Source organism: Methanococcoides vulcani, assembly GCF_900111645.1.
In the GTDB taxonomy this organism is placed as follows: Archaea; Halobacteriota; Methanosarcinia; order Methanosarcinales; family Methanosarcinaceae; genus Methanococcoides; species Methanococcoides vulcani.
This window is the reverse complement of the sequence record NZ_FOHQ01000003.1, coordinates 184,101-208,975: the sequence shown is the minus strand read 5'-3', so window position 1 is coordinate 208,975 and position 24,875 is coordinate 184,101. Positions and strand designations below refer to the sequence as shown.

The following is a 24,875-nucleotide window of genomic DNA, read 5'->3' as shown; positions in this document are numbered from 1 at the left end:
TTCATACGAAGATACAATGGACAAGGTAATTGTGGAGCTAGATTCCACAAAAGGCATTGAGCAAATACTATTTCTGAATGCTGTAGACCGAATGAATATTATTAAACTTGAAAAGAAGGACGAAAGGGTCAAATCAGTTCTTTTCGGTAAAAAGAAGAACCTGGGGGTAAAACAGGTCCTTGATTGCGATGTGATGATAGCGTTCATGACGAACAAAGACTTTGAATGGCCAGCGAACAATATCAAGCTGATGCATGGTGATCAGATCATAGGTGGGGACGTAACTGATCCTGTCAAGCTTCAGGAGTATCAGGAACATTCAGGTTACTGTGTTCTTGGAAATATCGTAATAGAACTTGATAAGTTTGTAAAAATTAAATCCTGTGCTGATTCTGTCTGTATGGTCGTCAATCCAAAACCATTCCCTTACATAGAACATATTCCCGGGATCTCCGATGCTCTTATGGCTTCACCTTCCAGGTTTGCGGATGAATACATAAGATCAAGAGCACAGATTAGCGACAAAAAGCATTGTGTTGGTTCTTTCCTTCTGGGATTCAATATCAAAAACCACATCTGTGCAACCCAGGCCGAGTGTGCTTCTGCTAAGAGTATTGTTTATTGATCAATAGCTGATAAAAGGGTGGATGGATGTGATTTAACTTCCTTTGACACATCCATTATTCTTATTTTCTGCTATTTCTTCCGCTTCTTTTCCGTCAAGTAATTAATTACTATTACGCTTTATTCTTCATTTGGTACAACTATACGAAATCCATTCAATTCTTCTACAGTTGCAGAAACACCGTATACCTGTTCAATAGTCTCAGGCACAACTATCTCGTGTCCCCCATGAGCGAAGATGTTTCCATCCTTCAGAAAAATATACCTGTCAGCAAATCGGAGTGCAAGATTAATGTCATGCATTGTTATGACGGCAGACACTCTGTTATCTTTCACAACCTGCCTGACAGTACGCAGTATCTCCAGCTGTTTCTTAAGGTCAAGACTGCTGGTTGGCTCATCAAGCAACAACAGCTTTGGTTCCTGGACGAGGGCTCTTGCTATTGCAACCCTTTGAAGTTCTCCGCCACTCATTTCATTGATGTACCTGAGTGCAAGTTTATCAAGTTCCAGCTTCATAATGATGGACTCGACGATCTTGTGATCTTTTTCTTTAATGTTCCAGCCAATATGCGGTTTCCTTCCAAGCAGGATGGCATCATAGGCAGTTAGCTTTCCGGCTTCAGAACGTTGTGGAACGTAACCGATTCTCTTTGCGACCTCATGCTTTTCAAGGGAAAGGACCTCCTCACCATCAACAAAAATAGTTCCTGTGGCAGGCGGATGTATAGTGTTGATGCATCTGAGAAGTGTCGATTTTCCAACACCGTTAGGACCAAGGATAGCAAGGACCTCTCCGGGTTTTAGACCGAAGTGGATCTGTTCGAGTACTTTTCTGGTCTTATAGTTAAACCCAAGCCCTTCTACGTTCAACATTAGTGCTGATACCCCCTGATAAGCAAGTAAAGGAATAGCGGAGCACCCATAAAAGCGGTCAGTATAGCTACCGGGAGTTCGTGGGGTGCGAGCATAAGACGTGCAGCGGTATCTGCACTAAGTAATAGCAGGCCACCTGTAAGGCAGGATGCTGGCAGGAGGAATCTTTGTTCATCACCTACGAACTTGCGTGCAATATGCGGACAGACCAGTCCGACAAAGCCAATGACACCCAGGAAAGCCACGACAAAAGCGGTCATCAGGGATGCGACCAACATACCCCAAAGACGAACTTTTTCGACATTAACACCAAGCCCTTTAGCTGTTTCATCTCCTGCGTCTATCGCATTGTAGTTCCAGCGGTTGAGCAGGAAATAGACCATTGAAGGTATCGTTACGGCTGTTAGTATTCCAAGATCTCCCCAATCGGCCCGACCAACGTCCCCGAAGGTCCAGAAAACAACCGCTGCAAGCTGAACATCATCTGCAAAATACTGAAGGAACATTGTACCTGCAGTAAAAAGTGATGCCAGTGCAACTCCTGTGAGGATCATAACTTCCGGGGAAGCACTCCTGTATCTTGCGATAGCTATCAGGATGAATGTAGCTATCATAGAGAAACAGAAAGCAACCGCCGTTGTCATATAGGGATTGTTAAGCATGACCGCATCTGCTCCTGTGCTTCGCATACTGCCGCTGCCAAGAACGATCACTGAGAATGCTGCACCGAATGCGGCAGCATGTGATATCCCCAGTGTGTAAGGCGACCCAAGCGGGTTTCGCAGGATGGACTGGAGTGCTACACCTGCAACCGATAGTCCTATGCCTGAAACGATGGCTGTCAGTGCTCTAGGAAGGCGTATATTCCATATGATGGTGGAAACATTTCCAACATCGTAGCCGAACAGTGCAGCCATAACATTTGTGAAAGAAATATTTGCAGCACCTACGGCTATGGAATAGATGAGTAACAGGAACAGAAGGATCGATGAGATGATCATGAAGGAGATCTTCTTTCTGATGTAACCTGTATAGGCCAAAGGAAGTGTATCTTCCTTTAGCTCATCCATTTTACCTTCTATAAATTCCATATTTTCCTCCGATATTCTTCAGGCTCAATCCACTCTTTATTCATCAAGTTCGATCTGGCCGAATCCGGCACTGAATCCGGATCTCAGGTTTTCATAAGCTGGTTCCCCAAGGAGGAATACATAGATCTCATCTGCCTTGTCGGAAGGTTCGATGTCCTGGAACCTTTCAGGATAGATAACTTCTCCTGAGTAGTAAGCTGCAGCAAGGACTGAACCATGGTTTGTGGTGTACCAGTTGTAAGGTAGCACTCCATAGACGTTCCCGTTCTTTACAGCTGTCAAGGATGTATAGGCAGGATCAGTTTTCAGCTCATCTACTGCTGAAGGTGTTGTCTGGTATGTTGAAAGGTCAACAAAAATGATCTCCGGATCCCATTCAATGATAGCTTCCTTTGACACATCAGCATGTTCGGTCCCAAGTGAAGCTGCTACATTCTTTGCATTGATCAGGGCAAATGGCGGGTAAGAGGGTTCTGTTGACTGGAATCCGTGTGGACCTCGGTATGCTATACCGCCAACATAGACCGATATCTTTTCGTCTTCAGGAATATCCGATGTCCGGGACTCGAGGTCCTCAATGGTCATATCGAAAAACCCAATAACCTCTTCAGCTCTCTCTTCCTTCCCCATTACTTCTGCCATGATACGCAGTGACCGGTACATATCATTGCGATAGGCCCCAAGGTCTCCATAATTAAGGGCTACAACAGGGATCCCTGTCTTTGCCTGGAGTTTATCTGCATCATCAGCTGACTGGACGTATGTCCAGAAGATCACATCCGGATCAACAGTAACGATCTTTTCTGGGTCAGTATTTCCCCTGTATTCACCGATCAGGGGCATATTCTGGAATTGAGGATTAGCAATAGCATAGGGTCTTCTATTCTCATCTTTTCTCAATTCAATGTCTTCCACACCAACAACTGCATCCTGTGCATTAAGATAGCAAATATATCTTAATGCCCCTGGTCCCTGACAGACGATCCTTTCAGGATTAACGGGAACCGTTACTTCCCTGCCAAGTCCATCGGTAATGGTCTGCACTTCTATATTGTCTTCTGTTGACTGCCCGGAACTCGAAAGGCAACCTGCACCGATGCAGGACAGTATTAGTACGAGGATAATTAGTATTCCACTATATGTTTTGAATTTCATTTTGTTAACACCACTGATATGATGTTACAAATGATCTTCATACACAGAACCCGAAGTTTTAGGTTTATTTCCCGGTATGGTTAAGTTTTTTCTTCTTTTAAGGTTCTATTGGCATGATCATCTGTAACAATTTAATGCTATGTTATAATCTATTTAACTTATCTATTAATACTAATTTTAATTTTTGTAATAATAAATAGCATACAACTTAAACTTTATGTTAATAGTGTTAACAAAGAAAAATTTATTAAATGAAGAGGTCCTTAACTCTATTGATCCAAAGAGCATTACTCAATCGCATACTTTTTAAAATACTATGCCTTTTACTAATTAATGGACCTTATCGGGTATTTTATCTATTCTTTTATCACTTTATTTATTATTGTAAGCCCTATTACCGGAGTAATTACTTTTATAACGCTGACCAATGGCCTCACTCTAGATGCAAAGAACGTGATCGCAAAGAAATCTGTTTTGTTGGCATTTGTTATTGCCATATTCTTCATTTTCACGGGAAACATTATTCTTGATATTCTTGGGATCAGTCTTGATTCACTGAAAGTTGCAGGTGGACTGTTACTTTTCACGATAGCTTTTGATATGATGCAGGCCAAGATTTCAAGAGAAAGCATTACTGATAAAGAGATAGATGCATCCGCGGATCGTGAAGATATCTGGATCTTCCCCATCGCAATGCCTATTCTAACAGGTCCTGCTACCATTACAACCGTTATAATTCTTACAGAAACTGCTGAAGTGGTTCAGCAAAAGTTTCTGATAATACTCGCAACAGTACTGACCTATTCAATAGCCATGGTAACATTTCTCTTTTCGAGGAGAATACACAAAAAAATGGGATATAATGGAATGCTGGTACTTACCAGGTTATTCGGTCTGTTCTTGGGTGCGATCTCAGTAACTATGATTGCCAGTGGTATCTGGGGAATTTATCTGGGCATGATCACATTGCCAACTTGAATCCAGTTTTAATAATTCTTTAGATCCATTTCAGTTTTCTGAAATAAGCAAGCATCACAAGAGCTACAGTTATCATTAGTGCCCAGATCACAGGATATCCCAAATGCCATTTCAGCTCTGGCATATATTCAAAGTTCATTCCATATATTCCTGCAATAAAAGTGAGGGGAATAAAGATGGTCGCTATGATAGTAAGTACTTTCATTATCTCGTTCATTTTGTTGCTTGCAGTCGAAAGGTAAAGGTCGAGCATCGTGGAGAGGATGTCCCTGTATGATTCAATTGTATCCATTACCTGAATTATATGATCATAGACGTCTTTTAGGAAAATTGATGTTGACTCTTTAATAAAAAATGACTCTTCCCTTTGTAAACTGCTAACAACTTCCCTTGAAGGCCAGATGAATTTTCTTAAAAAGATCAGTTCTTTCTTTAGGTGATGGATGTCCTCAAGCGTTTTTGGTGTAGGTTTATCTAATAGCTCGTCATCAAGTGCGTCGATATTTTCACCTATTTTTTCAAGCATAACAAAATAGTTGTCAACTATAGAATCCAGAAGTGCATAAGCCAAATAATCAGGACCTTGTTTTCGAATACGGCCCTTTGAGGACCTTAATCGATCTCTTACCGGATCGAAAGTATCCTCGATAACTTCCTGGTACGAAATAACAAAATTAGAGCCGAGGATAATACTTACCTGTTCAGCTATAAGTTCTTCTTTGTCCTTATCATATTGTAGCATCTTCAGAACTATGTAGATATAGGAATCGAAGAATTCTACTTTAGGTCGTTGATCAGTATGGACGATGTCTTCAAGTACAAGGGAGTGTATTCCAAAGTGAATACCTATCTTTTCGATCAGGTCGACCTGATGTACTCCGTGAATATTGATCCAGGAAACGTTTTCACTATCTTTAAATGGATATACTTCCTCGATATTTTCTGCTACCAGTTCCTGGAAATTATCTACATTGTAATCAATAACAGTTATTTTGGGCTCTGTTAGATGCTTTTTCCCAATATGAATAAGTGTTCCGGGAGCAACACCTACTTTTCTGGAACCCACATGAACCATTTTACCCATTATATCCCCTTGATATCATTTATTCTTTTAATATTATTTATCCCTGTTCTCAGCTATTGCTGTTGTTGTCGGCCTGATCGCAGGTGTCTATCCTGTGAATAAAGCTTCAAAGCTTGATCCTGTGGAGTCCTTGAGAAAGAGCTGATCTGGAATGGATGATAGAATGACCAACTGGCGGATTGACTGAATTCATTTTCAGGATCATTTCTTTTTAGTGCATCCCGCTACTTAAGTTAAGCCCGATTACACCTATGATGATAAGGGCAATAGACCCTACTTTAAGGGCAGTCAGTGTTTCATCAAAGTAGAAGATGCCGATCGCAGTAATGCTCAATGTACCGATCCCTGACCAGATCGCATATGCAAGGCTGACCTCAAGCCGTTTGAGGGCTAATGTGAAGAGAGTGAAACTTATTCCATAGAACACAAAGATCAGTATAGAAGGAAGTGTTTTGGTAAAACCTTCTGATAGTTTCATGCAGGTAGTACCCATAACTTCGAAAAGTATGGCTGCAAAAAGAAATACATAACTCAATCAGATCACTCTCCTTATCTGTCAGAACCTTTTGTTTTCTAATAAGAGAACAATATAACTTTTAAATCTTATGTTAGATGAAGTTTCATTTTGGTTTCATTTTTTGATGTTATGAAGCTTACCTTTTGGAAATATGGTCTATTTTAGTTAGTTTTTTGTATCTGGCTGTCTTAAATAAATATGAGGTACTAAAATGGCTAAAACATCACTTTCTGCAGGCGAGAAAGCCCCACAACTCTGTTTACCGGATCCTGAAGGCAATGATGTATCTTTAGAGGATCTTAAAGGAAAATGGGTAGTTCTTTATTTCTATCCACGTGATAACACATCAGGATGCAGTATAGAAGCCATGGAATTTACGAAACTCAAGGGTGATTTTGAGAAAGAAGGTGCTTTCATACTTGGTGTCAGTAAGGACAGCCAGAAATCACACCAAAGGTTCATTGAGAAGAAAGATCTGGGCATTACTCTCCTTTCAGATGAGAGCACTGAGTTGCAGCAGAGTTATGATGTGTGGCATTTGAAGAAGATGGCAGGCAAGGAATACATGGGTACTGTTAGGACAACCTTCCTTATTGATCCTGAAGGCAACATCGCGAAAGTATGGGATAAGGTCAAGGCCAAAGGACATGCCATGGCCGTACTTGAGGAACTGAAGAAGATCAAGGAAGAATAAATCGTTCTTATTCTTCTTTTTTACTTTGTTTTTCTTTTTATATCTTTTATACTCAGCCCCCTTCCTGCACTTTCTTTTCAAAAGAAAGCATCCTGAAGGACAGCAGAAATACTGCGTAAATAATTGCTGCAGCTATTATGAACGACAAGCCTCCAAGTATTTCATAGAGGAAACCTCCCAAGATAAGTCCTGCAATACTGGCCAGGCTTGAAAAACTGCTGGCAAAACCCTGTACCGCACCCTGTTGGTCTTTACCCGTAAGTTTTGAGATCATGGAAAGGACCGAAGGCCACATGATCCCGTTTCCAAGTGCAAAGAAAACAGCTGCAAGATATGTAAGAGCAACGTTTCCGGGAACAAGTAGAATGAAATTTGTACCAAGTACAACACTTCCGAATATGGTCAGGTAAGCATCTGAATACCTCTTTACCGCCTCGCTAAGTATTGGGCCCTGTACTATTATCATCATTATTCCAAGTACTGAGAAATAGATCCCTAGATCAGCAACGGACCACTGAAGTGAACGGATGGCATGAAGTGTGAATGTTGTATAGAATATATTGAAACCAAGAAATATCAGGAAATATAGCAGCAACATATATGGTATGTTCTTTATCCCAACCACTTCCCTGAAGCCGATCTTCTCTGCTTTCCTTATGGTGCATTGCCTTGATTCCGGCAGATACAGAACTATTACAACAGTTCCCACCAGGGATATGAGGGCAGCAGCAAGTACGGGGATGAGTTCCCTATAGATCGTTATGCTAAGCAGGCCTGCAAGTGCCGGTCCTATTATGAATCCAAGATTCGTAGAAATAGACATTTTCCCAAAGTTCTTATTGCGGTCCTTTTCTTCAGTTATGTCTGCAAGGTAAGCATTTGCTACGGCTACATTTCCCCCCGTAAGCCCATCAAAGCTTCTTGCTATGAAAAGGATGAGAAGTGGTATTGTGATAACAAATGTCCCGAAGAACGCGGAATCTACGTTAACAAGGGCTTTTACGGGGGTAAAAAATGCAAGCAGGAATATGATCCAGGAAAACAATGTTCCTGCCTGGGTTATGAACAGGATCTTTTTTCTTCCGTGAATATCAGACCATCTTCCAAGTATGGGTGCTCCTATTAGCTGGAATGCCGGATACATGGCACCGATGAATCCGTAAACTATGGCATTTCCTCCAAATCTCTCTACCAGAAAAACAAGGAATGGGATTACTATTCCAAAACCAAGGGTATTGATGAAGTTGATGAGCAGTAAAGGAAAAAGTCTTGGTTTTTTTGGTTCATAGCCATTCTGGTCCATCTATACATATTTTCTGTTTATATCTATTTATAGGATCATGTTCCATGCAGGAATTGAGTTCAGAATTACTTTTATGGATATTTAATGATTGCAGTTACCCCAATTTTCATTGACGTTTTGTTTCCCTTTTTATTGAACCTTTTTAATCAATTTTAGTTGATTAAATGTTAAATATAATTTTTAAAAACAGTTATATACCATCAACGGACTATTTATTATTATCAAATAAAACTCAAAATGAGGTGTTGTCATGGCATGTTGGGAATATGATATTAAGTCTGTTCGAATGGGTGAAGTTGGTGAGACAAAAGAAGATCTTAATCAGATGGGTCTTGATGGCTGGGAATTAGTCAAGTTTGTTGGTCAAGTAGATGAGGAAGGTATGTCTACTGCATTTTTCAAGCGTGTTTTAGATGGAGCTAACATCTAAGCTTCATCTTATACCTCCATTTTCCATTTGTCTCCTTCTACCATTTCTTCTGCATCCCTGCAAATACAGAATTTGCAGAGAGCACACTCCACATCATTCTGTTTGTCTTTCACAGGGCAATAGTATATTCCATCCTTTTCCAGGACCTGATCTCCTCCTGGAAAGACCATTCCTATTGGATGGATCGGTTTTTTGACGATGAATACAAGATAGGGAGCTGTAAGATTTACTAACTTATTGAAATACTCCTGATTCAGATCTTCTGAAACACCCATTTGGTCGAGCCTTTTCATAAGATCATCATATTCTTCTGCATCAATGGCCTCATTCTTTTCAGGCTGCTTTGAATTGCTGATCTCTGTAAAGATGGTATACAGATAGTTGAAAAGCTCAGTTGAATATGTTTCCCTGTACTTTTTAGGCAAACCGGAAGCTGATCTGACCATGAAGGCCCTTGCTTTCATAAGATCTGATGTGGACATGCTTCGTGCAGCTTTGTGAAGCGAGCCAAGAAGATCTTCAGTGTTCATAAGAGGTATTGTGTCTTTCTTTCATTTAAAAATTTGTCAGATTTCATGATTTTATGTCTAATTGCCTTCATTTAACGGTATTTCCCCCTTACAAAACATTTATATAACAACAGTTCGCATATACACGAACGTTACTATTGGATCATATTATTGCTTAACTAATTTATTTACTACTTAATCACCTACATTTTTTCTTTTCTTGTTTGAATCGACCTTGAAACACAAAAAATGATGGAGGCAGACCATGACAGAAAAAGAACGCAAAGATGATGGTTCAGTTCCTCTTCCGATGAAGGAACTGGAAGAAATTGTCAGATCCCTTATTGAGCGTATCATGGATGATATGGCTGAAGAGGGATTCGAAAAACCTGCATTTTATGGTTTTTCCGTAGTCTACAATGAAGCTGATAACTCTGAGGAGCAGCACTTTTCCACCATAAAATTAGGTGATAATAGCTTCTTCTATGTTTCAAAGAAGGATGCAGTCGTAGAGTGCACCGAGGTCGATGATAAACTATACGTTACAGTTGATACCGGAGTTGAGGTCGATGACGTATCATATAGTGCATCAGGTTCTGAACTTGAACTTCAGTTCGAGACTAAAGAACAGGTCTTTACCCAGCATGTTGAACTGGAACCAAAGGTTGATCCTAAAAGCTCAAAAATGACCTGCAAAAATGGAATAGTCGAGATCGTATTCCAAATACTCGATGAATGATCATCGTAACTGTACACGACCTCCTCTCTTTTTATGGCACTTTTAATTCTTCATTTATCTTATTTTGTCTTCTTTCTTAGAATAGCAAAAGCTATAGCCACGGAAAGAAGTGCAATGGTTGGACTTAAGGGGCTATCCTGCTCATCCTCCGGAGGCTCAAGAACTACGCCTTCAGGGAGATAAAGTTCTGTTTCGGGATGGAATGCATACCATGCGAACCAGAAGTCCCTTTCTTTGACTATTTCTTCCCCGGTATCCTGGTTGGTTATGGTGACAATTCCCACTTCGTCCCTTTCTACCAGGATATCAACACCATCGACAGTGTCTTCGATGGTCCCGAGTTCGATGAGTTCATCCTCACGGTAAGCCTTGAACATACCGTCCAGTTCTATACCGAAGACCACGGTCTTTGGATGGATCGTAGTATCGCTGTTCTCTACCGGGAACAATAATATGCTGTTCTCGTAGTAGTTACCATAAGGGTCATTTCCATAAGGCCTGCTGAATCCGGTATTCTGAGAAAGCACTTCTGAGTCCGGATGTGCAACCTTCCAGTCTCTCCAGACGACGGTCTCAATGGAGATCGCATTAAGCTCCATGCCTGTAAGTTCTCCTACTATCGCCTGTCCTCCGATCTGTGTCCAGTATGAATTAGTTTTCCTGTCGTACATCACAAGGTTCGAATTATAGAGTTTACCTGATGTCCCGAACTCAACCTCTTCTCCGTCTATCGTTCTTTCATAAGCGATACCTGAACCACACAGGGGGCAATATGTAATGAGGATTGGCTCGCCATTGATGTGATCATTAACGATCTCATGCCATACCATGATCTGCAAGGGGTAGACCCTCTTTGTCTCATTATAGACAAGGGCCAGCACAAGTTCATTGTCCTCGATCCAACTGTCAGCTTCCTCTACGGTAACGTATTCAGGATCATCTAGTGATGGTATCCCGTCCATAGGAGGTCCGCCTGAGACGATATCATTGGGGTCTACAATATACCTGACACCCATTTCCGTAAGCTTTATCCCAAACTCTTCTTCCATCTCGGTCAGTTCAGGAAGTTTCTCTATACCACCATTAGCTGCTTCCTCGGCAGATGCAGGGATGCATGCCATGAAGGCAGCTAGCAGAATCGTTATCGATACTAACAATACCTTATATTTTATTTTCACATCAATCTCTCCACTACCCTGAATACGAATATAAGATAATACAACGATATTACGAGCATTATTATGCCTGCAGACAGGTTGATCTTCCTCTTGTACTTGATAAGGAATCTAATGATGCTTTTGCTTTTTGCAGTTGATATCGCTGAAAAGACCAGTAACGGGAAACTTATTCCTATTCCAAAGGCTACAAAGTTCAGGAAATTTCCAACAAAACCCATGCTGGTAAGTGATTTAGCAAAAAGGGCTGCAATAAATGCCGGGTTACATGGTACAACGATAGCCCCGAAAAAAAATCCATAAAGGAATGCAGTTATCAAAGGATTCCTATCTCCTCCAATGTTCGTGCGTGGCAGGAACTTTCCAATATCATAGTCTATTATCAGTAACAGGCTGATGATAAAAAGTATTCCGAAAGCAATAGGGGAAATTATCCCTACAACCTTTGTCAGTGATACCTGAAGCAGGGTTGTGAATATGAAGCCCAGTAAGGACATGAAAAGGATCACACCTGCACTTATGATCAGGCCAAAGATCAAAGGCAATCTCTGGTTCTTCTCTTCACCTGAAAGCTGGTTTGAAAGATATGCCAGGAATGCAGGATACAATGGCAGTACACATACAGCTGTAAGGGGAGTTAGTAGGCCCAGTGTAAATGAAAGGAACAGGTCTGCTAAAAAGGCCGGGACAAGTGCCATTCAGCACCCCTCCATGACCTCATCATTTAGTTCCTCTGCAGATTTGAGCCCTCTGCCTAATAATCTTGCATCTCCATCCTCACAGATTAGTATAACCGGTGCAATTGGTGCATTTACGACCTCTACACCAAATTCATCGATCAGGTCTTCTGTCATTTCTGTAGGTGCAACTGCAAAATACCAGTCAAGATCATTTCTCTGGACATGATCAAGCACAGCTTCAATATCTTCGTTTGGATCGGTGTCAAGAGAGACATGAGTGATCGTCTCACCTTCTGTCAGAATGAGCTTTTTCATTTCTTTTTGCTGCTGAAGGCAGGTCGGACACCATACTGCAAAACTTTCAACAAGTACAGGTCCTTCAAAGTCACTTATCCTGAATACCTCCCCGGTCCTGACATCGGTAAGTTCCACATCTCTCCAATCAACAGATTCCGTCTGTTCATTATCAGTTGTAGTCTCACTTTCGACACAACCAGACAACATGACAAAAAATAATATCAGTACAACTGAAGCTAACACTATGTTCTTTTTAGTATGCATTTAAAGCCCCCATTAATTATGGGGTTTATCTTCAAATAAGTGTTTTGTATTCCGAACTTAACGAGAGAGTTGTTTTGCTTATCCCTTAGCCTTGAGCAATTGCATCATCTTTTCCGGATCGGTGGTAGGTTCTTTACAGCTTAAGTCCTTGCATACGTAAGCTGTTGCCTTTCCATCTTTCATAATAAGGTTCTCAGTGTACTCCGCGATCCGGGTGATGGCATTCCCTTCATTTCCTGGTGCTTTGAACATCACGACCTTATTAGGCAGGTACTCCTTATGAAGATGTGATAGCATCAATTTTGTATCCTCTGAATTAAGGTCGCCTGCGATCACAACTTCACTTGAGGGTCCCAGAATAAAGTTCACGCCAGATAGGAACTGGGTGTATCCTATAGGTATGGTTGAAACAGTTCCGGAGAAGGTCTTCATGATCTCGTAGGCCTTTTTCTCAAGTTCCGTGTTCCCCGTCATTCTACCAAGGCGGATCAGGTTAGAAAAAGCAACTGAGTTACCGCTTGGGATCGCACCGTCATAAACTTCCTTCTTCCTGAAAAGAAGACTTTCCGAAGTATTGGCTGTCTGATAGAAGCCACCATTTTCAATATCCCAGTAATTATCCAGCAGGTATTCGTTGAGTTTTAATGCCGTATTGAGGTATGATGTTTCAAAAGTGGCTTCATATAGCTCTATCAGTCCCCATATTAAGAATGCATGGTCTTCCAGGAATGCTGGTGTTTCTGTTCTTTCGCTGCACAGGTGGGAAAGACTGCCTGTTCTCATATATGTACTGGTAAGGATAAAGTCTGCACATCTTTTTGCCAGGTTTTCGTATCTCTTTTCTCCAAGTGCTCTTGAAGCGATGGCCAGTGAAGCTATCATCAGTCCGTTCCAGTCAGTGAGTATTTTATCATCTTTTGAAGGATGGACTCTTTTCTCACGTACTTCAAAGAGCTTCTGCCTGCTTTTCTCAATGGAATTTTCAAGTTCTTCGATATCTATATTGTGTTTATGTGCGATCTCATCAGGACTGGCTTTTATGTGCAATATGTTCTTTCCGGTTGGTCTGCGAGTGCTTTCATCAAGGAAATTGCCGCTTTTTTCCATGTTGAAATGATCTATGAATAACTCTGCATTAGCTTCTTCAAGAATCTCTCTGATCTCGTTAGTATCCCAAACGTAGAACTTACCCTCAACACCCTCGCTGTCGGCATCTTCAGCACAATAGAATCCACCTTTCGGGGATGCCATATCTCTTTCGATATACTCGAATATCTCTCTGATCGTTCCTGCATATTCGGTTTTGCCGGTTGCCTGATAGGCTTCTGAATAGGCAATTGCCAGCATTCCTTGGTCGTATAGCATCTTCTCAAAATGAGGTATAAGCCACGTGCTATCTGTGGAATATCTGTGAAATCCAAAACCGATATGGTCATAGATCCCCCCGGATCTCATTGCACTGAGGGTTTTTTCTACAATTTCCAGTGCCCTTTCATCACCGCTCCGGTTCCAGTATCTAAGCAGGTACATGAGGTTGTGTGGGGAAGGGAACTTGGGTTCATTCCCAAACCCGCCATTCTCTTCATCGAAAGTGTCCTCAAGATGCTTGAAGGCCAGATACAGGACATTATCGCCAATTATTCCTTTTCCCATAGGCTTCTGAGCTGTTTGTTCTGAGAAATGGGAAACTATCATGGATGTCTGCTCCTCTATCTTGTGATGCTCTTTGGTCCAGATCTCATTTATCTGTGGTAAAAGTTCCATCAGCCCAATATGCCCTGGAATGCTCTCTTTTGGCATATATGTTGCAGCTACAAAGGGCACTTTTTCAGGTGTCATTATTATTGTAAGCGGCCAGCCACCGTTTCCGTTCATAGCCTGACAGACTTCCATGTAGACAGCATCAATGTCCGGCCTTTCTTCCCTGTCCACTTTTATGGAAACAAAATTGTTGTTCATCAGATCTGCCAGGTCCTGATGCTCAAATGATTCCTTTTCCATTACATGACACCAGTGACAGGTTGAATATCCTATGGACAGGAAGATAGGTTTGCCTTCATCTTTCGCTTTCTTGAATGCTTCTTCTTCCCATGGATACCAGTCCACAGGGTTGTATGCATGTTGCAAAAGGTACGGACTTTTCTCATGGATTAACCTGTTCGTTTTTCTGTTGTTCTGATCATTGGTTTTCATTTTATGCCCCGATTGTTCCCCAACTTAATTAGCATTATTTAACATCGATTTGCTTAGTATATAGTTACTTAGCATATATTTTCAAGATCAACCTTTATTAGATTTATGAATGCATGGCCACATATTCTGTACCAAATCTTAAAATTAAAAAATTGAAAACCTTAAATGAGTTGGTAAATTAATGTAATGAAACACCTTGCTAAAGAAGACATGAGAATGGTCGTGTCAACTCACGAAATGGGATTTGCCAGGGAAGTTGGTGATCGCGTACATACAGACCTGCTTATTCTCAGTTTTATTTTTTAGTTATCTCTATTATTTCTGGCACAAAGACTTTTTTCATAATATTAATCCTAATTTTCTTTAATTAATTATAAAATTTATTTAAAGCCAAATGTTATATATAGTTTTATCGAATGGTAGCGAAGGAATTAAGTCATCCATATATTTTTACTCAACATTGGACCAGATTCCAATGTTAATTGGAGATTTTAATATCCAAAAGCTAAAAACGAAAATTGAAGTACGAAACCTGACTAAAATTTTTGGGAAAAACCCAAGAAAGCTCTTTCTCTTATTGAAAACGGATTCTCAAAACGTGAAATTTTTGAGAAAACCAGTCAGAACGTTGGACTCTACAACGTTAATTTACTTTTAAATAAATACTTTTAATTAAATATATGTTCTAGTAAATAGCAACTACTACTTTTTTAAAAATGCTATTGGAAATATATATTTAAATATATATGATTTGTTTATTAGTTAGTGTAATATATGCTTATTCGTATATATTATACTAACTAAGTTTGTTTATTTAACATTATGTATATTTTCAATATACAATTAGTATCTAGTTTTTGTTTTATTAGTATAACATATAGTATATTTTATAATATCCATATGCTTTAGTAGACTTTAAGCAACATTTTTGAGATCTTATTTTTAATATTGACACTCATTAATAAATACATTTGTATATATTTGTCAAATGAAAATATGCATTATGTTTATTGTTTAAATTTATCAATATCTTACCATTTGATCCTTCCAAAAACAAGCAGTTTTAATTTTATAATGCTATATTTATTTATTACTTTACAGCTTTGTTAGTATATAGGTGTTGATGTACAAATAGATAGATTCGCATAGGCAAACTCGGTAAAAATTTATGATGTGAAATCATTTATTTTGATACATTATTTGCTTATTTATATTCATCATAAAATCTATTTTTTATAGTATATATGATACTATAGTTTTGATTTATTGTACTTTCATATATAGTTTATTCCATAACCATTCATTGATATATACTATTAATAGTATATTTTATTACATCTTTTTAAAATATTTGTTTTTTATGTATAATTAATTCAATTATACAATATGTTTAAAAAATAACATACTTTGTATAATGTATACTTTACTATATAGTTTAACGAATTTAATTATTATTAAGCTATTTTTATATATTATTTTTTTGGTTGCATAGTCTACTAGTTGTGCCCATAAAATACTCTAATTCGCATAGTCAAAATCACTCTTATTTTTTGTATTCAATACATTTTTTTGTAGAAGTAACTTGCATTATGCTACAATAATTTTAGAGTTCTTAGTTTTATTGTTAATCATATTTAATGAAGTGATTCAAATTTAGAAAATCGTTCAATATAATTCCTGCCTGCATCCATTCTCATAATATATATGAATGGAGTGAGTTCCATCTCCGAAAAGTGTGATTATGCAAACATAGTTATTACATAGTCTATATGAATATACATCTTATAACCTGCGAACCCCCTATTCTCTACAAAAAATAATCGAGAAATGCATATTAGGGATGTTACTCCACCGTGTGCACATAGACTATGTAATATTGTAATATCGAATTTTGTAGTTTTTTAATCTCAGTTATGCCAGGTATATTCGTGAAAGCAGACCCAATTTGTCTGATTATTTTAATTACATTTTTGAGGTTGGCTTATTTTATTGTCCAAAAACTCCTATATTTTTCGGTACTTTTTCAGATTACAACTGGTATAGGTTACATTCAATATTATGCTAAAAAAGCATAGGCATTTTCCGTCCATAGTTAGTTGTTCTATTGAAGCGCATAAATAAAATGGAGATATCTTTTAATGCTCTAAAGTATCACTCATTTTTTTGAGTTAGAGCTTAATGAAGATCTTCATTTCTTATAATTTGTCTTATGATTTGCAAAATGTCTATAATTATTTTTTAAAAACATGCCTATGTTTTTCTACTAATATTCAGCTTATTACATATACACTCTGCATTTTAAAAGTTAATTGAAACACATAGCACAAAATAAGGTACTATATTTTAAATTTAATTTTTATTATAATAATACTGAATTTGATTTTTAAGTTACACTCTAAAAAAATCGCATATGTTCGTTTTGTTTGACACTCGTTCAACAGTTACAAATTAGTTTATCTGTGCATGATATAATGTTCAATAATATATTATCCAATTATAATTTTAATTTATATTTTGCGGAGTAATTAATGTAATGGCATTTTATTACATGATTGGTCTGAATTAATTTTAACTTTTAAAAACGCAATCGTAAGCCCTTATTTTAAATTGTAAGCTTGACTCCAAAAACATCTTCAAAAGTTTGATATTTTTTCCTGGCATTATAGAGATATTGCCTAATACATTTCTCACCTTTTGCACGTGCAAACAGTGCTGTGATTTCCGTGGGTGAAAAAATAGTCTCTATCTGCTTCATAGGGATGCTGTTCAATAGTTCCAGGTCATCAATTTCAGGGGTTTCTGATTCTTTAGGACCTTTGGCACCTGGGAATATTTTAGATACCCCTTCCGCGTTATGTTCAGAGATCGGGCTGGAATAGTAAGAAATGGCTATTTCGCTAATCCAGTTCCAGTCGGAATCATAGATGTTTGCAGAGAGAGTTCCACAGTTAGTACAGTTGCCTACAACAATGAATTTATCATCTGTCTCATGATAACTGAGACTTGTGATGGTCGATTCACAGTCCCCACAGGTGCCGATCTCATTTTCTTCCAGCTCATAGGCAGGTACCTGTTGATCTCCTGCGTAAAGTATATTTTCTTTCAGATTGTAACTATAATTTCGAGTATCTTGAGCTGTCATTATCATCCCTTTGTGAATCAATGGTTCTGATATCAATTCTGCTTCATTATTTTACAAAGATATATATACTGCAATCTACATAATATGTGTTACTGTTCTTTAGGGAGAATACATATCATGGCATCTATTCGATCTAAAATTAAAGACCGGCTTGAAAAATTCATTGAACTGGACGTTGATGGACTTAGGAGCTACATACTATCGTTGTTCTTAAACTTAAAAAAGTCTACTGTAGATGAATTACATGCAAGCATCACCAAAAAGTATGATGTTTCCAGAAGCGCAGTTGCTTCGATGGTGGGCTATATACATTCAAAGCTCGGAATTCTAAGGTCCCATAAGGAATCTTACAAGACTCTTACGGTCTATTCTTTAAAGGAAGAATATGCCGATCTTTTAAGGTCAGAACTTAGTTCTAAGGGGATTGCCTCAAGCAGATCTCTGATCAGCAGGCTTTGATCTTAAATGGTATCTGTAAAAGATGCTCCCAGAACCTCTACGACCATAATGGTACGTTCCGATACAAATGCGCGCATAACCCGCTCCAGGGATCCTTATTTCAGCCTTATGCGCCGTCTTTTCCAGGAAGATGCCACAGCTATGCGCGGGCAGAAATTCCTTACCATGGTCGAAGAGCGCCAGAAGGCAGGTAATCCGATCAAGACAAGCGAATGGCAGGATGTCATAAAAGAGCTTGATATAGGCCGTGCCTCATTCTACGCGATGCGTAACAAGCTTCTTGGTGCCGGTATGATCACCAATAAGAACCACAAGTATCGTTTATCGGGCCAGTTCAGCCGCGATCTTATGGATATGGCAAGATGGTGGATGACAGCCATTCTGGATGAGAATCCGGATGATCTCTAAGCTCTTTTTAAGCACCAGCCGATAGCTTTATTAATTAGGGTTACTATGTAGGTGCTGTAATCATAAGCAGCCCGGTAGTGTAGTGGTCAATCATGCAGGACTCTGGATCCCGCAACCTCGGTTCGAATCCGTGCCGGGCTACCAATTTCTTTCTGAATCAAGTATTTTTCTGATTTTGTTCAGGTAATACACTGATATATCTTGATATTTGCTGGATGGATTGACACTCCCAGCTACAGGCATAGATGTATAATAAAGTTTAAGTATTTTCCAGTAAAAACACATTCATAGTGCTTAATCAAGGTGATGGATGCATGCTTAATTTTAAAAAAAGTGCCAGAAAAACCCTGAATACCATAAATCAGAGTTTTCCTGTAGTTTTTGGAGTCGTAATGGCAATAAGTCTTCTGATAGCTGCAGTACCTGAATATCTCTATTCTAGAATTTTTACTGGCAATATCCTTATTGATCCCCTCGTCGGTAGTTTTATCGGGAGTGTGGCAGCGGGAAATCCGATAACAAGTTATGTAATTGGAGGTGAACTCCTTAATGAAGGTGTATCTCTTGTTGCTGTTACAGCATTCTTGTTAAGTTGGGTTACTGTAGGAATTTTAAATCTCCCTGCTGAGATGGACCTCCTTGGGAAAAAATTTGCACTCACAAGAAATATAATCTGCTTTATCGTAGCTTTTTTTGTGGCCATATTAACAGTAACAACTCTGGGATTCATAGGAGAAATATAACCGTGAGAAATTATTATTTTGTTGGAATAATGATCGCAATCTACCTAATGGTTTATTTTACGTTTCCTTCTTTGTTCTACGAAGCGGTATTGCAAACCTACTTGATCCTTTTAAGTGTAATTCCAATACTTGCATTAGTATTTGTTTTCATATTCCTTTTCGACTTGTTTGTCAAACCTGACAAAATCGGGACGTATCTTGGACAGGAAGCAGGGGCAAGAGGCTGGATATTTTCAATTGTAGCGGGCATCTTGAGTGCAGGTCCAATTTATGTATGGTATCCTCTTCTTTCAGATCTTAAAGAAAAAGGAATGAGAACTTCTTTCATGAGCACATTCCTGTATAACCGCTCTATAAAACTCCCTCTACTTCCTATCATGATACATTATTTTGGTGTTACCTATACGTTGATACTTACACTGTACATGATCATAGCATCGGTTGTTGTCGGCTATATTACAGAAATAATAGTTGATGATACATCTGGCTCCCGGCATACCTAATTCCTGTGTAATATGCAGCTTAAGAAAACAGTTAGGCACAGTACGCGTGATCTTGATGTCATTACAATGTTTGAATAGCCGATGTCCTTTCCGAATCACTGCATCATCAAAGATATTCTGATCTGCATCCCAGTGATCTCGTAATCGGTAGCAATTGCACCACCCCATGGACATAACTCATACTTATTTTTTAATTTGTTGTACCATTTAAAGATTCTGTGCAACATGCACTTTTTGTATACCTTCATTTGAGGATTGACAAAAAGCACAGAACTTGTGATTATGTGCCTTTTTGTATCTGCATCAGTACAAAATAATCGAAAAATATATATTGCAATTAATCTTTTAGCTAATCCGCTCATTCAATATGTGGTGGTACTAAAGTGATGAAATCTGTCTTAAAATTATCAATGGGTCTGGTAATTGTGGTCCTTTTGATCACTACTGCAGCTCTGATCGTTAGCAACAACACATCAGGCTCTGTAGGAACAATGGTTGGTTCCGCACAAACAGAACCTCCAACAATAGCAGACACCCTGATGTACGAATTATCTGAAATGTCACTGGATTCAGGTGTAAATATAGTTGGAGTAAGTTACTATGAAAACATTGACGCAATAGTAATCGGCCTTGAAAAAAGGTCATATTCTGACAATGAACACTTGCGTAATTCAATGGTCCATTCTATTTTTGAGATCATGCCTATAGTTTTTGATCATACAGAAGAGTTGAGTGGCAAAAAGATCGTTTTCACAGGTAGCTCTATCTCGCTTAATGCAAGAGGCACCCGTACAATGATGAAGATCTTCCACACCGAGATCGAATTTGATCTGGCTACGCTGATCGATTGGAATGATTTTACTGATAATGAAGATGAAGAGCAATTGTTAACAGAAGAATTTGAATATGTATGGTGGCATACGAGAGTTAAAAGCAGTTGATTGTTTTGTTGATACTATCACTCTAAGTTTCTCAATTTCCGCTCAATTTTTACTTTAATTTTAACGTTCCCGGACGAAATGGTTTATAGTTTCCCACTAAAATAAAAGTGAGAAATAATATGTCTGGTAATTTGAATGAAAGACAAGAGGAAGTTTCTAAGGACTCGATCATTTCATCTGCTCAGAATTACATTGGTTCTATGCTCAAAGCTCTTCCACAGAAGTTAAAGGAATCAACTGGCGAAGTGGCTTTGAATATTATTTGTGATGAGATCAATAAAATGCCAGTTCCTCTTCTGGGCACTGTGCTTGCTTCTACTATAAGGCGTACATTCGGGGAAGAACAAGGGATGGGCAGAAATTATTCTGATGCTATAGATATGCTCAGCAACATCCAGGCTTCGACCAGTTCATTTGAGAATGAACTGATGTCCTACAACATACAAATGGATGAGATCACAAATGAGATATCTCTTCTAAGGCAATTATTGATGGAGAAAAAGGAGTCATCGTGCCTAAAGATGGTCCGGCCTACTATAACTCTGGATTACCCTCAGGGAAACAATGAGATCCAATTTATTCTAGCTAATACAGGTTCCGGATCAATTATTGTAGAGGAGATCTTCCTGGAGGTCGAAAAGTGGGAACCTGACACTACAATTGATTACTCCTTGCCGGCAGCCCCATTGAACTTTGTTATGCTGGAGGCTGAACTCAGCGTACATGAAACGCAATATCCATTGCTTAAGCTGAACAATGAACCTGAGCTTACATTCAGTGCCAAAGGTGAAGGTGCAGATAAGATCGCTATCAACATTTCATCCCAGGAAAATGCTTGCTATAGCCTCAGATTAAGGATGCCTTACTTTGATATTGTTACAGAGGAGTCTGACACGCTTTATTATCCGGCCATCGGCGAGGAACCGTTTGTTGTTCCATTTTATTTTGCTCCGGGCTGGAAACATCTCGAGCCAGCTAACTTATTGGGTAGGGAGTTGATCTTCCAGGAACTAAAGGAAAAGTTCCAGACAATTCTTTCCATCTTTGAGAACCATTCCCTTTCTGATCCATTGAGAGAGCAAAAGAATCGTGAAATGCTGGAGGAATTTCAAATATGGTACGATCCTGATAATTCAATGAGAAGGACATTCTATTTCTTAAGCATCTTTGTTCCTCCTTTTACAAGCATGGCAGTTCTGGAAAGGAAGCAGGAAGCAGTTGAGCTTATCCTCAAACTTCTCTGTCATGAAGCCGAATATTTTGATGAACAGGTCAGGAATGAGTACAGGAATACCATCGAAGCAGGAAATACGGAATATTATGTTCCCGAATATTTCAGCGATATACTAATGCTGATCAATGATCCGGGGGCTGAGCAATTTGTGAAAGATCTCATGCTTGAAACTGAGTTTAGCCAGAGAATAGCATTAACCGACCTGATATTATCAAAGATGAAACCTTTAGATTGATCACTTGGACGGTCTATCATCTCCTTTACCTTTTCAAAAGGTAATGTAAAACTTCCTCTTGAATCTGCAAAACAGACAGGTCAATTCAGGTTGCACGTATCAGTTATCTCTACGATCCCAACGCATGTGTGCTGTTGATGATCCGCACACAATCCATAATCAAGGGGACAGCCCTTCGAAACAGGCTTTTGGTAGTGTAGGGGGCTTTGAACCGGGCCTGTTGCTTAAGACATCAAGATAATCGTTGGCATCCGAATACACAGGGGTTTCGAAAGAACCGTGATCCACACAGTGTTTACATAAAAAGACCTTGTTCTCACGCAGTATCATCTGGCAATCAATGACATTAAGGCATTCCAAGCACACACTTTTTGAAGTTCTTGTGATAATCTTATTGCACTCTAAGCCTTTTTGAGCCGATCAGATCCCATCCGGAGAATGTTCCAGAATCTTTAGTAATTGTTAATTTCCCCTCTTGATGGCAAATACAGCATCTGCTACACAATATTACCATTCCATAGTTTTTTTCTTAAACTATATATAGAGATTATAATGGGATGATCTACATCGAGATTATCTAAATGAAGGTCAATATCTCTAAGATCAATTGTTAGAATAAGGATTTACATTACATATGATGTGTAGATATGATGGAAACCTATAAAGTTAAATGAACAATAAAATCATGGTCAAGGAGAGAATCCTTGATCTTACTCAGCTAATTTAAGGGTCTTAACTGCAGCATATCCTACCAGGGCCATTGAAGGAGCTATCATAAGAAATATGTTACTTTCAAGGAATATGCTGACTCCGGACCTCATTGCAGCAATTTCCAATTGAAGGAGTGTTTTTGCTACTAAAGCAAGTGCAGCATATGCTAAAATTATTAGACTAAATGAATAGTATTTAGATTTAATCAATTTAGATCCCCTGATGTCCATAAGCATTTAAAATTTCAAATATATTATATGTTGAATATTCGATTATATCTATAGTCATTGTATAAAAGAATTTTATATTAATACTACTTTTTTTAATATAGTTTTAAATAGGTAATAAAGAAGAATCAGATCTGACATGATATATTTGTTTTCTTTTCAGTTGATGGTGGCAGTATTATCCAAAAGGTTTATATGTAAATAAGGTGTGTATAAATTGCTTTTAGAGAATTAACGCTGCTTTGATGAATATATAGGTTTGGATGGTATTGCTTTAACTGTTTTGCTATTTCTCCTTATGTTTACTAGTCTGGTTATTATCTTTTTAAGCACTTTAAAGGAAGTGAAATATTTGTTCAATAACATGGAATCAACTGCACCAGTAGAAGCTGGCGAAACATACGACGTAACAATTGAAGATATCGCAAGAGAAGGCGATGGAATCGCTAGAGTAAGCGGTTTTGTAATTTTTGTCCCAGGCGCAAAAGTTGGCGACGAAGTATCAATCAAAATTACCAAGGTCATGAGAAAATTCGCATTCGGCGAACTCGTTTAATTACAGCTTTATAAGCTCAATGATGGAAGGTCGTATTGTTCGATCTTTCATTGTCACTTTTTTAATACTAATTCTTGTTTTGAGTTGCAGTTTTAAATTATAGTATCGTTTGCAATATTTATCTGGTTGATAGTGAAACCAGCCGCTATATTACCCGTATCTATATCCATCTATATTTCTTAATTTAATTGAGACGTAGATACCAAATTTAGCAAAATAATGAAAATAGATAATGAAAATAAATAATGAATGATCATACATTCATTATTTATTTCAGGTAGCCCTTGCGTTGAAGCCAGTTTACCTGTGGAAATGTGTACTTCCAGATCACATCAGCTTTGGAATCCTGGAAAGACCATGGGGTCGCTATTACAATATCGCCTTCGCGAACCCACATCCTTTTTTTCTTTGAACCGGGGATCCTGCCCATCCTTACAACGCCGTCCATGCATTGTAATGTGACTCTTTTTCCACCAAGCAATGTGCCAACAGTTGCTAAGACCTCATTTTTATCTTTTCGTGGGGTACGAACTCTTGTAACTTCCGGAGTATCGGAAGCTTTGCCGCTTGCACCCTTATTTTTTCTCATATTACTTCTATAATTGGCCAGATTAATTCCTCGTTGCTAGTATGTAGATCATTAGAATGTGTGTATAACATTCTGTCCTATTCTATAAACAAATAAGTGTGAAATGTGTGAATTGCTATAAAGCACCTGAACCACTTAATGGTATCTAATTCTATAAAGTTCCACTGAGATTATTTGTTGGAAGATTAACCAAATATGATCAATATAATTTATCATTCAAAAAAGTGGAAATAATTTTTTTAATAACAAACCATAAGCATATTTGTTTATGATATTAAACAAACTCAATACATATAAAGTCTGTTGAAGAAATAGCAATAGTCGAAACAATTTGATTCATTTTCAACTTGAAATTAAAGTTTCATATATATACTCTCAAAAAACTCACAGAATTTGTCTTTCGGAGCTAGCGGTTACTTTGCCAGAATTTATTTTCATTTTCTGAAGATAAATTATATATCCCATCAATTCCCATCTTCACACCGTTAACTCAAACACAAAAGCTTATCAGTAATGTC

Annotated in this window: 28 protein-coding genes and 1 tRNA gene; 13 read left to right on the top strand and 16 right to left on the bottom strand. The window is 38.5% G+C overall.

Annotated elements, in window-relative coordinates; translation table 11 throughout:
- Positions 1-16: 16 nt before the first annotated feature.
- Entirely contained in the window at positions 17-625 is a 609-nt protein-coding gene (locus BMX02_RS06335) for a hypothetical protein (protein WP_091689850.1), read from the top strand.
- A 119-nt stretch (positions 626-744) separates the two neighbouring features.
- On the opposite strand, the gene BMX02_RS06330 is transcribed toward BMX02_RS06335, so the two are convergent.
- Genes BMX02_RS06330 through BMX02_RS06320 form a run of 3 tightly spaced genes read right to left on the bottom strand, consistent with a single transcriptional unit; the run spans position 745 to position 3,746 of the window.
- Positions 745-1,500, bottom strand: coding sequence for an ABC transporter ATP-binding protein (locus BMX02_RS06330; protein WP_091689849.1), 756 nt, complete (start codon positions 1,498-1,500; stop codon positions 745-747).
- Complete coding sequence (locus BMX02_RS06325) at positions 1,500-2,591, bottom strand: FecCD family ABC transporter permease (RefSeq protein WP_091689848.1); 1,092 nt, start codon at positions 2,589-2,591, stop codon at positions 1,500-1,502. Before BMX02_RS06325 ends, BMX02_RS06330 begins: the two co-directional genes overlap by 1 nt.
- A 36-nt stretch (positions 2,592-2,627) precedes the next feature.
- Positions 2,628-3,746, bottom strand: coding sequence for an iron ABC transporter substrate-binding protein (locus BMX02_RS06320; protein ID WP_091689847.1), 1,119 nt, complete (start codon positions 3,744-3,746; stop codon positions 2,628-2,630).
- A 333-nt stretch (positions 3,747-4,079) separates the two neighbouring features.
- Here BMX02_RS06320 and BMX02_RS06315 point away from each other — a divergent pair, with 333 nt between their 5' ends.
- The gene (locus BMX02_RS06315; protein WP_091689846.1) at positions 4,080-4,724 is read left to right on the top strand and encodes a MarC family protein; all 645 of its coding nucleotides are present in this window, start codon (positions 4,080-4,082) and stop codon (positions 4,722-4,724) included.
- Between the two features lie 19 nt (positions 4,725-4,743).
- Here the strand turns inward: BMX02_RS06315 and corA are convergent, their stop codons facing one another.
- Positions 4,744-5,808 (bottom strand): magnesium/cobalt transporter CorA, encoded by a 1,065-nt coding sequence (gene corA, locus BMX02_RS06310; RefSeq protein WP_091689845.1) that lies wholly within the window; start codon positions 5,806-5,808, stop codon positions 4,744-4,746.
- Between the two features lie 211 nt (positions 5,809-6,019).
- Complete coding sequence (locus BMX02_RS06305; RefSeq protein ID WP_091689844.1) at positions 6,020-6,343, bottom strand: DMT family transporter; 324 nt, start codon at positions 6,341-6,343, stop codon at positions 6,020-6,022.
- Positions 6,344-6,536: 193 nt separating this feature from the next.
- Between BMX02_RS06305 and bcp the strand changes: the two genes are divergently transcribed.
- Complete coding sequence (gene bcp / locus BMX02_RS06300; protein WP_091689843.1) at positions 6,537-7,019, top strand: thioredoxin-dependent thiol peroxidase; 483 nt, start codon at positions 6,537-6,539, stop codon at positions 7,017-7,019.
- Between the two features lie 52 nt (positions 7,020-7,071).
- Here the strand turns inward: bcp and BMX02_RS06295 are convergent, their stop codons facing one another.
- Positions 7,072-8,322, bottom strand: a complete 1,251-nt coding sequence (locus BMX02_RS06295) for an MFS transporter (protein ID WP_091689842.1) — start codon at positions 8,320-8,322, stop codon at positions 7,072-7,074.
- 250 nt (positions 8,323-8,572) lie between these two features.
- Here BMX02_RS06295 and BMX02_RS06290 point away from each other — a divergent pair, with 250 nt between their 5' ends.
- Positions 8,573-8,752, top strand: a complete 180-nt coding sequence (locus tag BMX02_RS06290) for a Sp36 family protein (RefSeq protein WP_091689841.1) — start codon at positions 8,573-8,575, stop codon at positions 8,750-8,752.
- Between the two features lie 8 nt (positions 8,753-8,760).
- Here BMX02_RS06290 and BMX02_RS06285 read toward each other — a convergent pair whose 3' ends face one another.
- Positions 8,761-9,282 (bottom strand): DUF2115 domain-containing protein, encoded by a 522-nt coding sequence (locus tag BMX02_RS06285; protein WP_091689840.1) that lies wholly within the window; start codon positions 9,280-9,282, stop codon positions 8,761-8,763.
- Between the two features lie 244 nt (positions 9,283-9,526).
- Between BMX02_RS06285 and BMX02_RS06280 the strand changes: the two genes are divergently transcribed.
- Positions 9,527-10,000 carry an Hsp20/alpha crystallin family protein gene (locus BMX02_RS06280; protein ID WP_091689839.1) on the top strand — a complete coding sequence of 158 codons (474 nt, stop codon included), beginning with the start codon at positions 9,527-9,529 and terminating at the stop codon, positions 9,998-10,000.
- Positions 10,001-10,059: 59 nt separating this feature from the next.
- Here BMX02_RS06280 and BMX02_RS06275 read toward each other — a convergent pair whose 3' ends face one another.
- From BMX02_RS06275 to BMX02_RS06255, 5 genes are all read right to left on the bottom strand, one after another.
- Positions 10,060-11,178, bottom strand: coding sequence for a DUF3179 domain-containing protein (locus tag BMX02_RS06275; RefSeq protein WP_135644040.1), 1,119 nt, complete (start codon positions 11,176-11,178; stop codon positions 10,060-10,062).
- Positions 11,175-11,873 carry a cytochrome c biogenesis CcdA family protein gene (locus tag BMX02_RS06270; protein ID WP_091689837.1) on the bottom strand — a complete coding sequence of 233 codons (699 nt, stop codon included), beginning with the start codon at positions 11,871-11,873 and terminating at the stop codon, positions 11,175-11,177. The genes BMX02_RS06275 and BMX02_RS06270 overlap by 4 nt, the downstream gene beginning before the upstream one ends.
- Entirely contained in the window at positions 11,874-12,416 is a 543-nt protein-coding gene (locus tag BMX02_RS06265; protein WP_091689836.1) for a TlpA family protein disulfide reductase, read from the bottom strand.
- A gap of 78 nt (positions 12,417-12,494) precedes the next feature.
- Positions 12,495-14,609 carry a thioredoxin domain-containing protein gene (locus tag BMX02_RS06260; protein ID WP_091689835.1) on the bottom strand — a complete coding sequence of 705 codons (2,115 nt, stop codon included), beginning with the start codon at positions 14,607-14,609 and terminating at the stop codon, positions 12,495-12,497.
- A 2,602-nt stretch (positions 14,610-17,211) separates the two neighbouring features.
- Positions 17,212-17,751 (bottom strand): hypothetical protein, encoded by a 540-nt coding sequence (locus BMX02_RS06255; RefSeq protein ID WP_091689834.1) that lies wholly within the window; start codon positions 17,749-17,751, stop codon positions 17,212-17,214.
- Positions 17,752-17,868: 117 nt separating this feature from the next.
- Between BMX02_RS06255 and BMX02_RS06250 the strand changes: the two genes are divergently transcribed.
- From BMX02_RS06250 to BMX02_RS06230, 5 genes are all read left to right on the top strand, one after another.
- Complete coding sequence (locus tag BMX02_RS06250; RefSeq protein WP_091689833.1) at positions 17,869-18,210, top strand: DUF2551 domain-containing protein; 342 nt, start codon at positions 17,869-17,871, stop codon at positions 18,208-18,210.
- 6 nt (positions 18,211-18,216) lie between these two features.
- Entirely contained in the window at positions 18,217-18,618 is a 402-nt protein-coding gene (locus BMX02_RS06245) for a hypothetical protein (RefSeq protein WP_091689832.1), read from the top strand.
- Between the two features lie 68 nt (positions 18,619-18,686).
- Positions 18,687-18,762: transfer RNA gene (locus BMX02_RS06240), tRNA-Gln, on the top strand.
- Between the two features lie 170 nt (positions 18,763-18,932).
- Complete coding sequence (locus BMX02_RS06235) at positions 18,933-19,361, top strand: hypothetical protein (protein WP_091689831.1); 429 nt, start codon at positions 18,933-18,935, stop codon at positions 19,359-19,361.
- A gap of 2 nt (positions 19,362-19,363) precedes the next feature.
- A complete protein-coding gene (locus BMX02_RS06230; RefSeq protein WP_091689830.1) occupies positions 19,364-19,864 on the top strand; it encodes a hypothetical protein in 501 nt (166 codons plus the stop codon).
- A 95-nt stretch (positions 19,865-19,959) separates the two neighbouring features.
- On the opposite strand, the gene BMX02_RS06225 is transcribed toward BMX02_RS06230, so the two are convergent.
- On the bottom strand, positions 19,960-20,226 hold the full coding sequence (locus tag BMX02_RS06225) for a hypothetical protein (RefSeq protein WP_091689829.1): 267 nt from the start codon (positions 20,224-20,226) through the stop codon (positions 19,960-19,962).
- A 24-nt stretch (positions 20,227-20,250) separates the two neighbouring features.
- Here BMX02_RS06225 and BMX02_RS06220 point away from each other — a divergent pair, with 24 nt between their 5' ends.
- Entirely contained in the window at positions 20,251-20,805 is a 555-nt protein-coding gene (locus BMX02_RS06220) for a hypothetical protein (protein WP_135644043.1), read from the top strand.
- A gap of 131 nt (positions 20,806-20,936) precedes the next feature.
- Positions 20,937-22,274: a hypothetical protein gene (locus BMX02_RS06215; protein WP_143052423.1), complete on the top strand. Its 1,338-nt coding sequence runs from the start codon at positions 20,937-20,939 to the stop codon at positions 22,272-22,274.
- Positions 22,275-22,433: 159 nt separating this feature from the next.
- Here BMX02_RS06215 and BMX02_RS11620 read toward each other — a convergent pair whose 3' ends face one another.
- Together BMX02_RS11620 and BMX02_RS06210 are read right to left on the bottom strand one after the other, a co-directional pair.
- Entirely contained in the window at positions 22,434-22,661 is a 228-nt protein-coding gene (locus tag BMX02_RS11620) for a hypothetical protein (protein ID WP_449288726.1), read from the bottom strand.
- Positions 22,662-22,984: 323 nt separating this feature from the next.
- A complete protein-coding gene (locus BMX02_RS06210; protein WP_143052422.1) occupies positions 22,985-23,215 on the bottom strand; it encodes a hypothetical protein in 231 nt (76 codons plus the stop codon).
- 361 nt (positions 23,216-23,576) lie between these two features.
- On the opposite strand from BMX02_RS06210, the gene BMX02_RS06205 reads away from it, so the two are divergent.
- Entirely contained in the window at positions 23,577-23,768 is a 192-nt protein-coding gene (locus BMX02_RS06205) for a TRAM domain-containing RNA chaperone (protein ID WP_091689934.1), read from the top strand.
- Between the two features lie 268 nt (positions 23,769-24,036).
- Here BMX02_RS06205 and eif1A read toward each other — a convergent pair whose 3' ends face one another.
- Entirely contained in the window at positions 24,037-24,357 is a 321-nt protein-coding gene (gene eif1A / locus BMX02_RS06200) for a translation initiation factor eIF-1A (protein ID WP_091689825.1), read from the bottom strand.
- Positions 24,358-24,875 lie beyond the last annotated feature (518 nt).

Coding starts and splice junctions, on each gene's coding strand:
- BMX02_RS06335 (WP_091689850.1), top strand. CDS start 17: ATGGACAAGGTAATTGTGGAGCTAGATTCCACAAAAGGCATTGAGCAA.
- BMX02_RS06330 (WP_091689849.1), bottom strand. CDS start 1,500: ATGTTGAACGTAGAAGGGCTTGGGTTTAACTATAAGACCAGAAAAGTA.
- BMX02_RS06325 (WP_091689848.1), bottom strand. CDS start 2,591: ATGGAATTTATAGAAGGTAAAATGGATGAGCTAAAGGAAGATACACTT.
- BMX02_RS06320 (WP_091689847.1), bottom strand. CDS start 3,746: ATGAAATTCAAAACATATAGTGGAATACTAATTATCCTCGTACTAATA.
- BMX02_RS06315 (WP_091689846.1), top strand. CDS start 4,080: ATGGACCTTATCGGGTATTTTATCTATTCTTTTATCACTTTATTTATT.
- corA (WP_091689845.1), bottom strand. CDS start 5,808: ATGGGTAAAATGGTTCATGTGGGTTCCAGAAAAGTAGGTGTTGCTCCC.
- bcp (WP_091689843.1), top strand. CDS start 6,537: ATGGCTAAAACATCACTTTCTGCAGGCGAGAAAGCCCCACAACTCTGT.
- BMX02_RS06295 (WP_091689842.1), bottom strand. CDS start 8,322: ATGGACCAGAATGGCTATGAACCAAAAAAACCAAGACTTTTTCCTTTA.
- BMX02_RS06290 (WP_091689841.1), top strand. CDS start 8,573: ATGGCATGTTGGGAATATGATATTAAGTCTGTTCGAATGGGTGAAGTT.
- BMX02_RS06285 (WP_091689840.1), bottom strand. CDS start 9,282: ATGAACACTGAAGATCTTCTTGGCTCGCTTCACAAAGCTGCACGAAGC.
- BMX02_RS06280 (WP_091689839.1), top strand. CDS start 9,527: ATGACAGAAAAAGAACGCAAAGATGATGGTTCAGTTCCTCTTCCGATG.
- BMX02_RS06270 (WP_091689837.1), bottom strand. CDS start 11,873: ATGGCACTTGTCCCGGCCTTTTTAGCAGACCTGTTCCTTTCATTTACA.
- BMX02_RS06265 (WP_091689836.1), bottom strand. CDS start 12,416: ATGCATACTAAAAAGAACATAGTGTTAGCTTCAGTTGTACTGATATTA.
- BMX02_RS06260 (WP_091689835.1), bottom strand. CDS start 14,609: ATGAAAACCAATGATCAGAACAACAGAAAAACGAACAGGTTAATCCAT.
- BMX02_RS06255 (WP_091689834.1), bottom strand. CDS start 17,751: ATGACAGCTCAAGATACTCGAAATTATAGTTACAATCTGAAAGAAAAT.
- BMX02_RS06250 (WP_091689833.1), top strand. CDS start 17,869: ATGGCATCTATTCGATCTAAAATTAAAGACCGGCTTGAAAAATTCATT.
- BMX02_RS06245 (WP_091689832.1), top strand. CDS start 18,217: ATGGTATCTGTAAAAGATGCTCCCAGAACCTCTACGACCATAATGGTA.
- BMX02_RS06235 (WP_091689831.1), top strand. CDS start 18,933: ATGCTTAATTTTAAAAAAAGTGCCAGAAAAACCCTGAATACCATAAAT.
- BMX02_RS06225 (WP_091689829.1), bottom strand. CDS start 20,226: ATGAGCGGATTAGCTAAAAGATTAATTGCAATATATATTTTTCGATTA.
- BMX02_RS06220 (WP_135644043.1), top strand. CDS start 20,251: ATGAAATCTGTCTTAAAATTATCAATGGGTCTGGTAATTGTGGTCCTT.
- BMX02_RS06210 (WP_143052422.1), bottom strand. CDS start 23,215: ATGGACATCAGGGGATCTAAATTGATTAAATCTAAATACTATTCATTT.
- BMX02_RS06205 (WP_091689934.1), top strand. CDS start 23,577: ATGGAATCAACTGCACCAGTAGAAGCTGGCGAAACATACGACGTAACA.
- eif1A (WP_091689825.1), bottom strand. CDS start 24,357: ATGAGAAAAAATAAGGGTGCAAGCGGCAAAGCTTCCGATACTCCGGAA.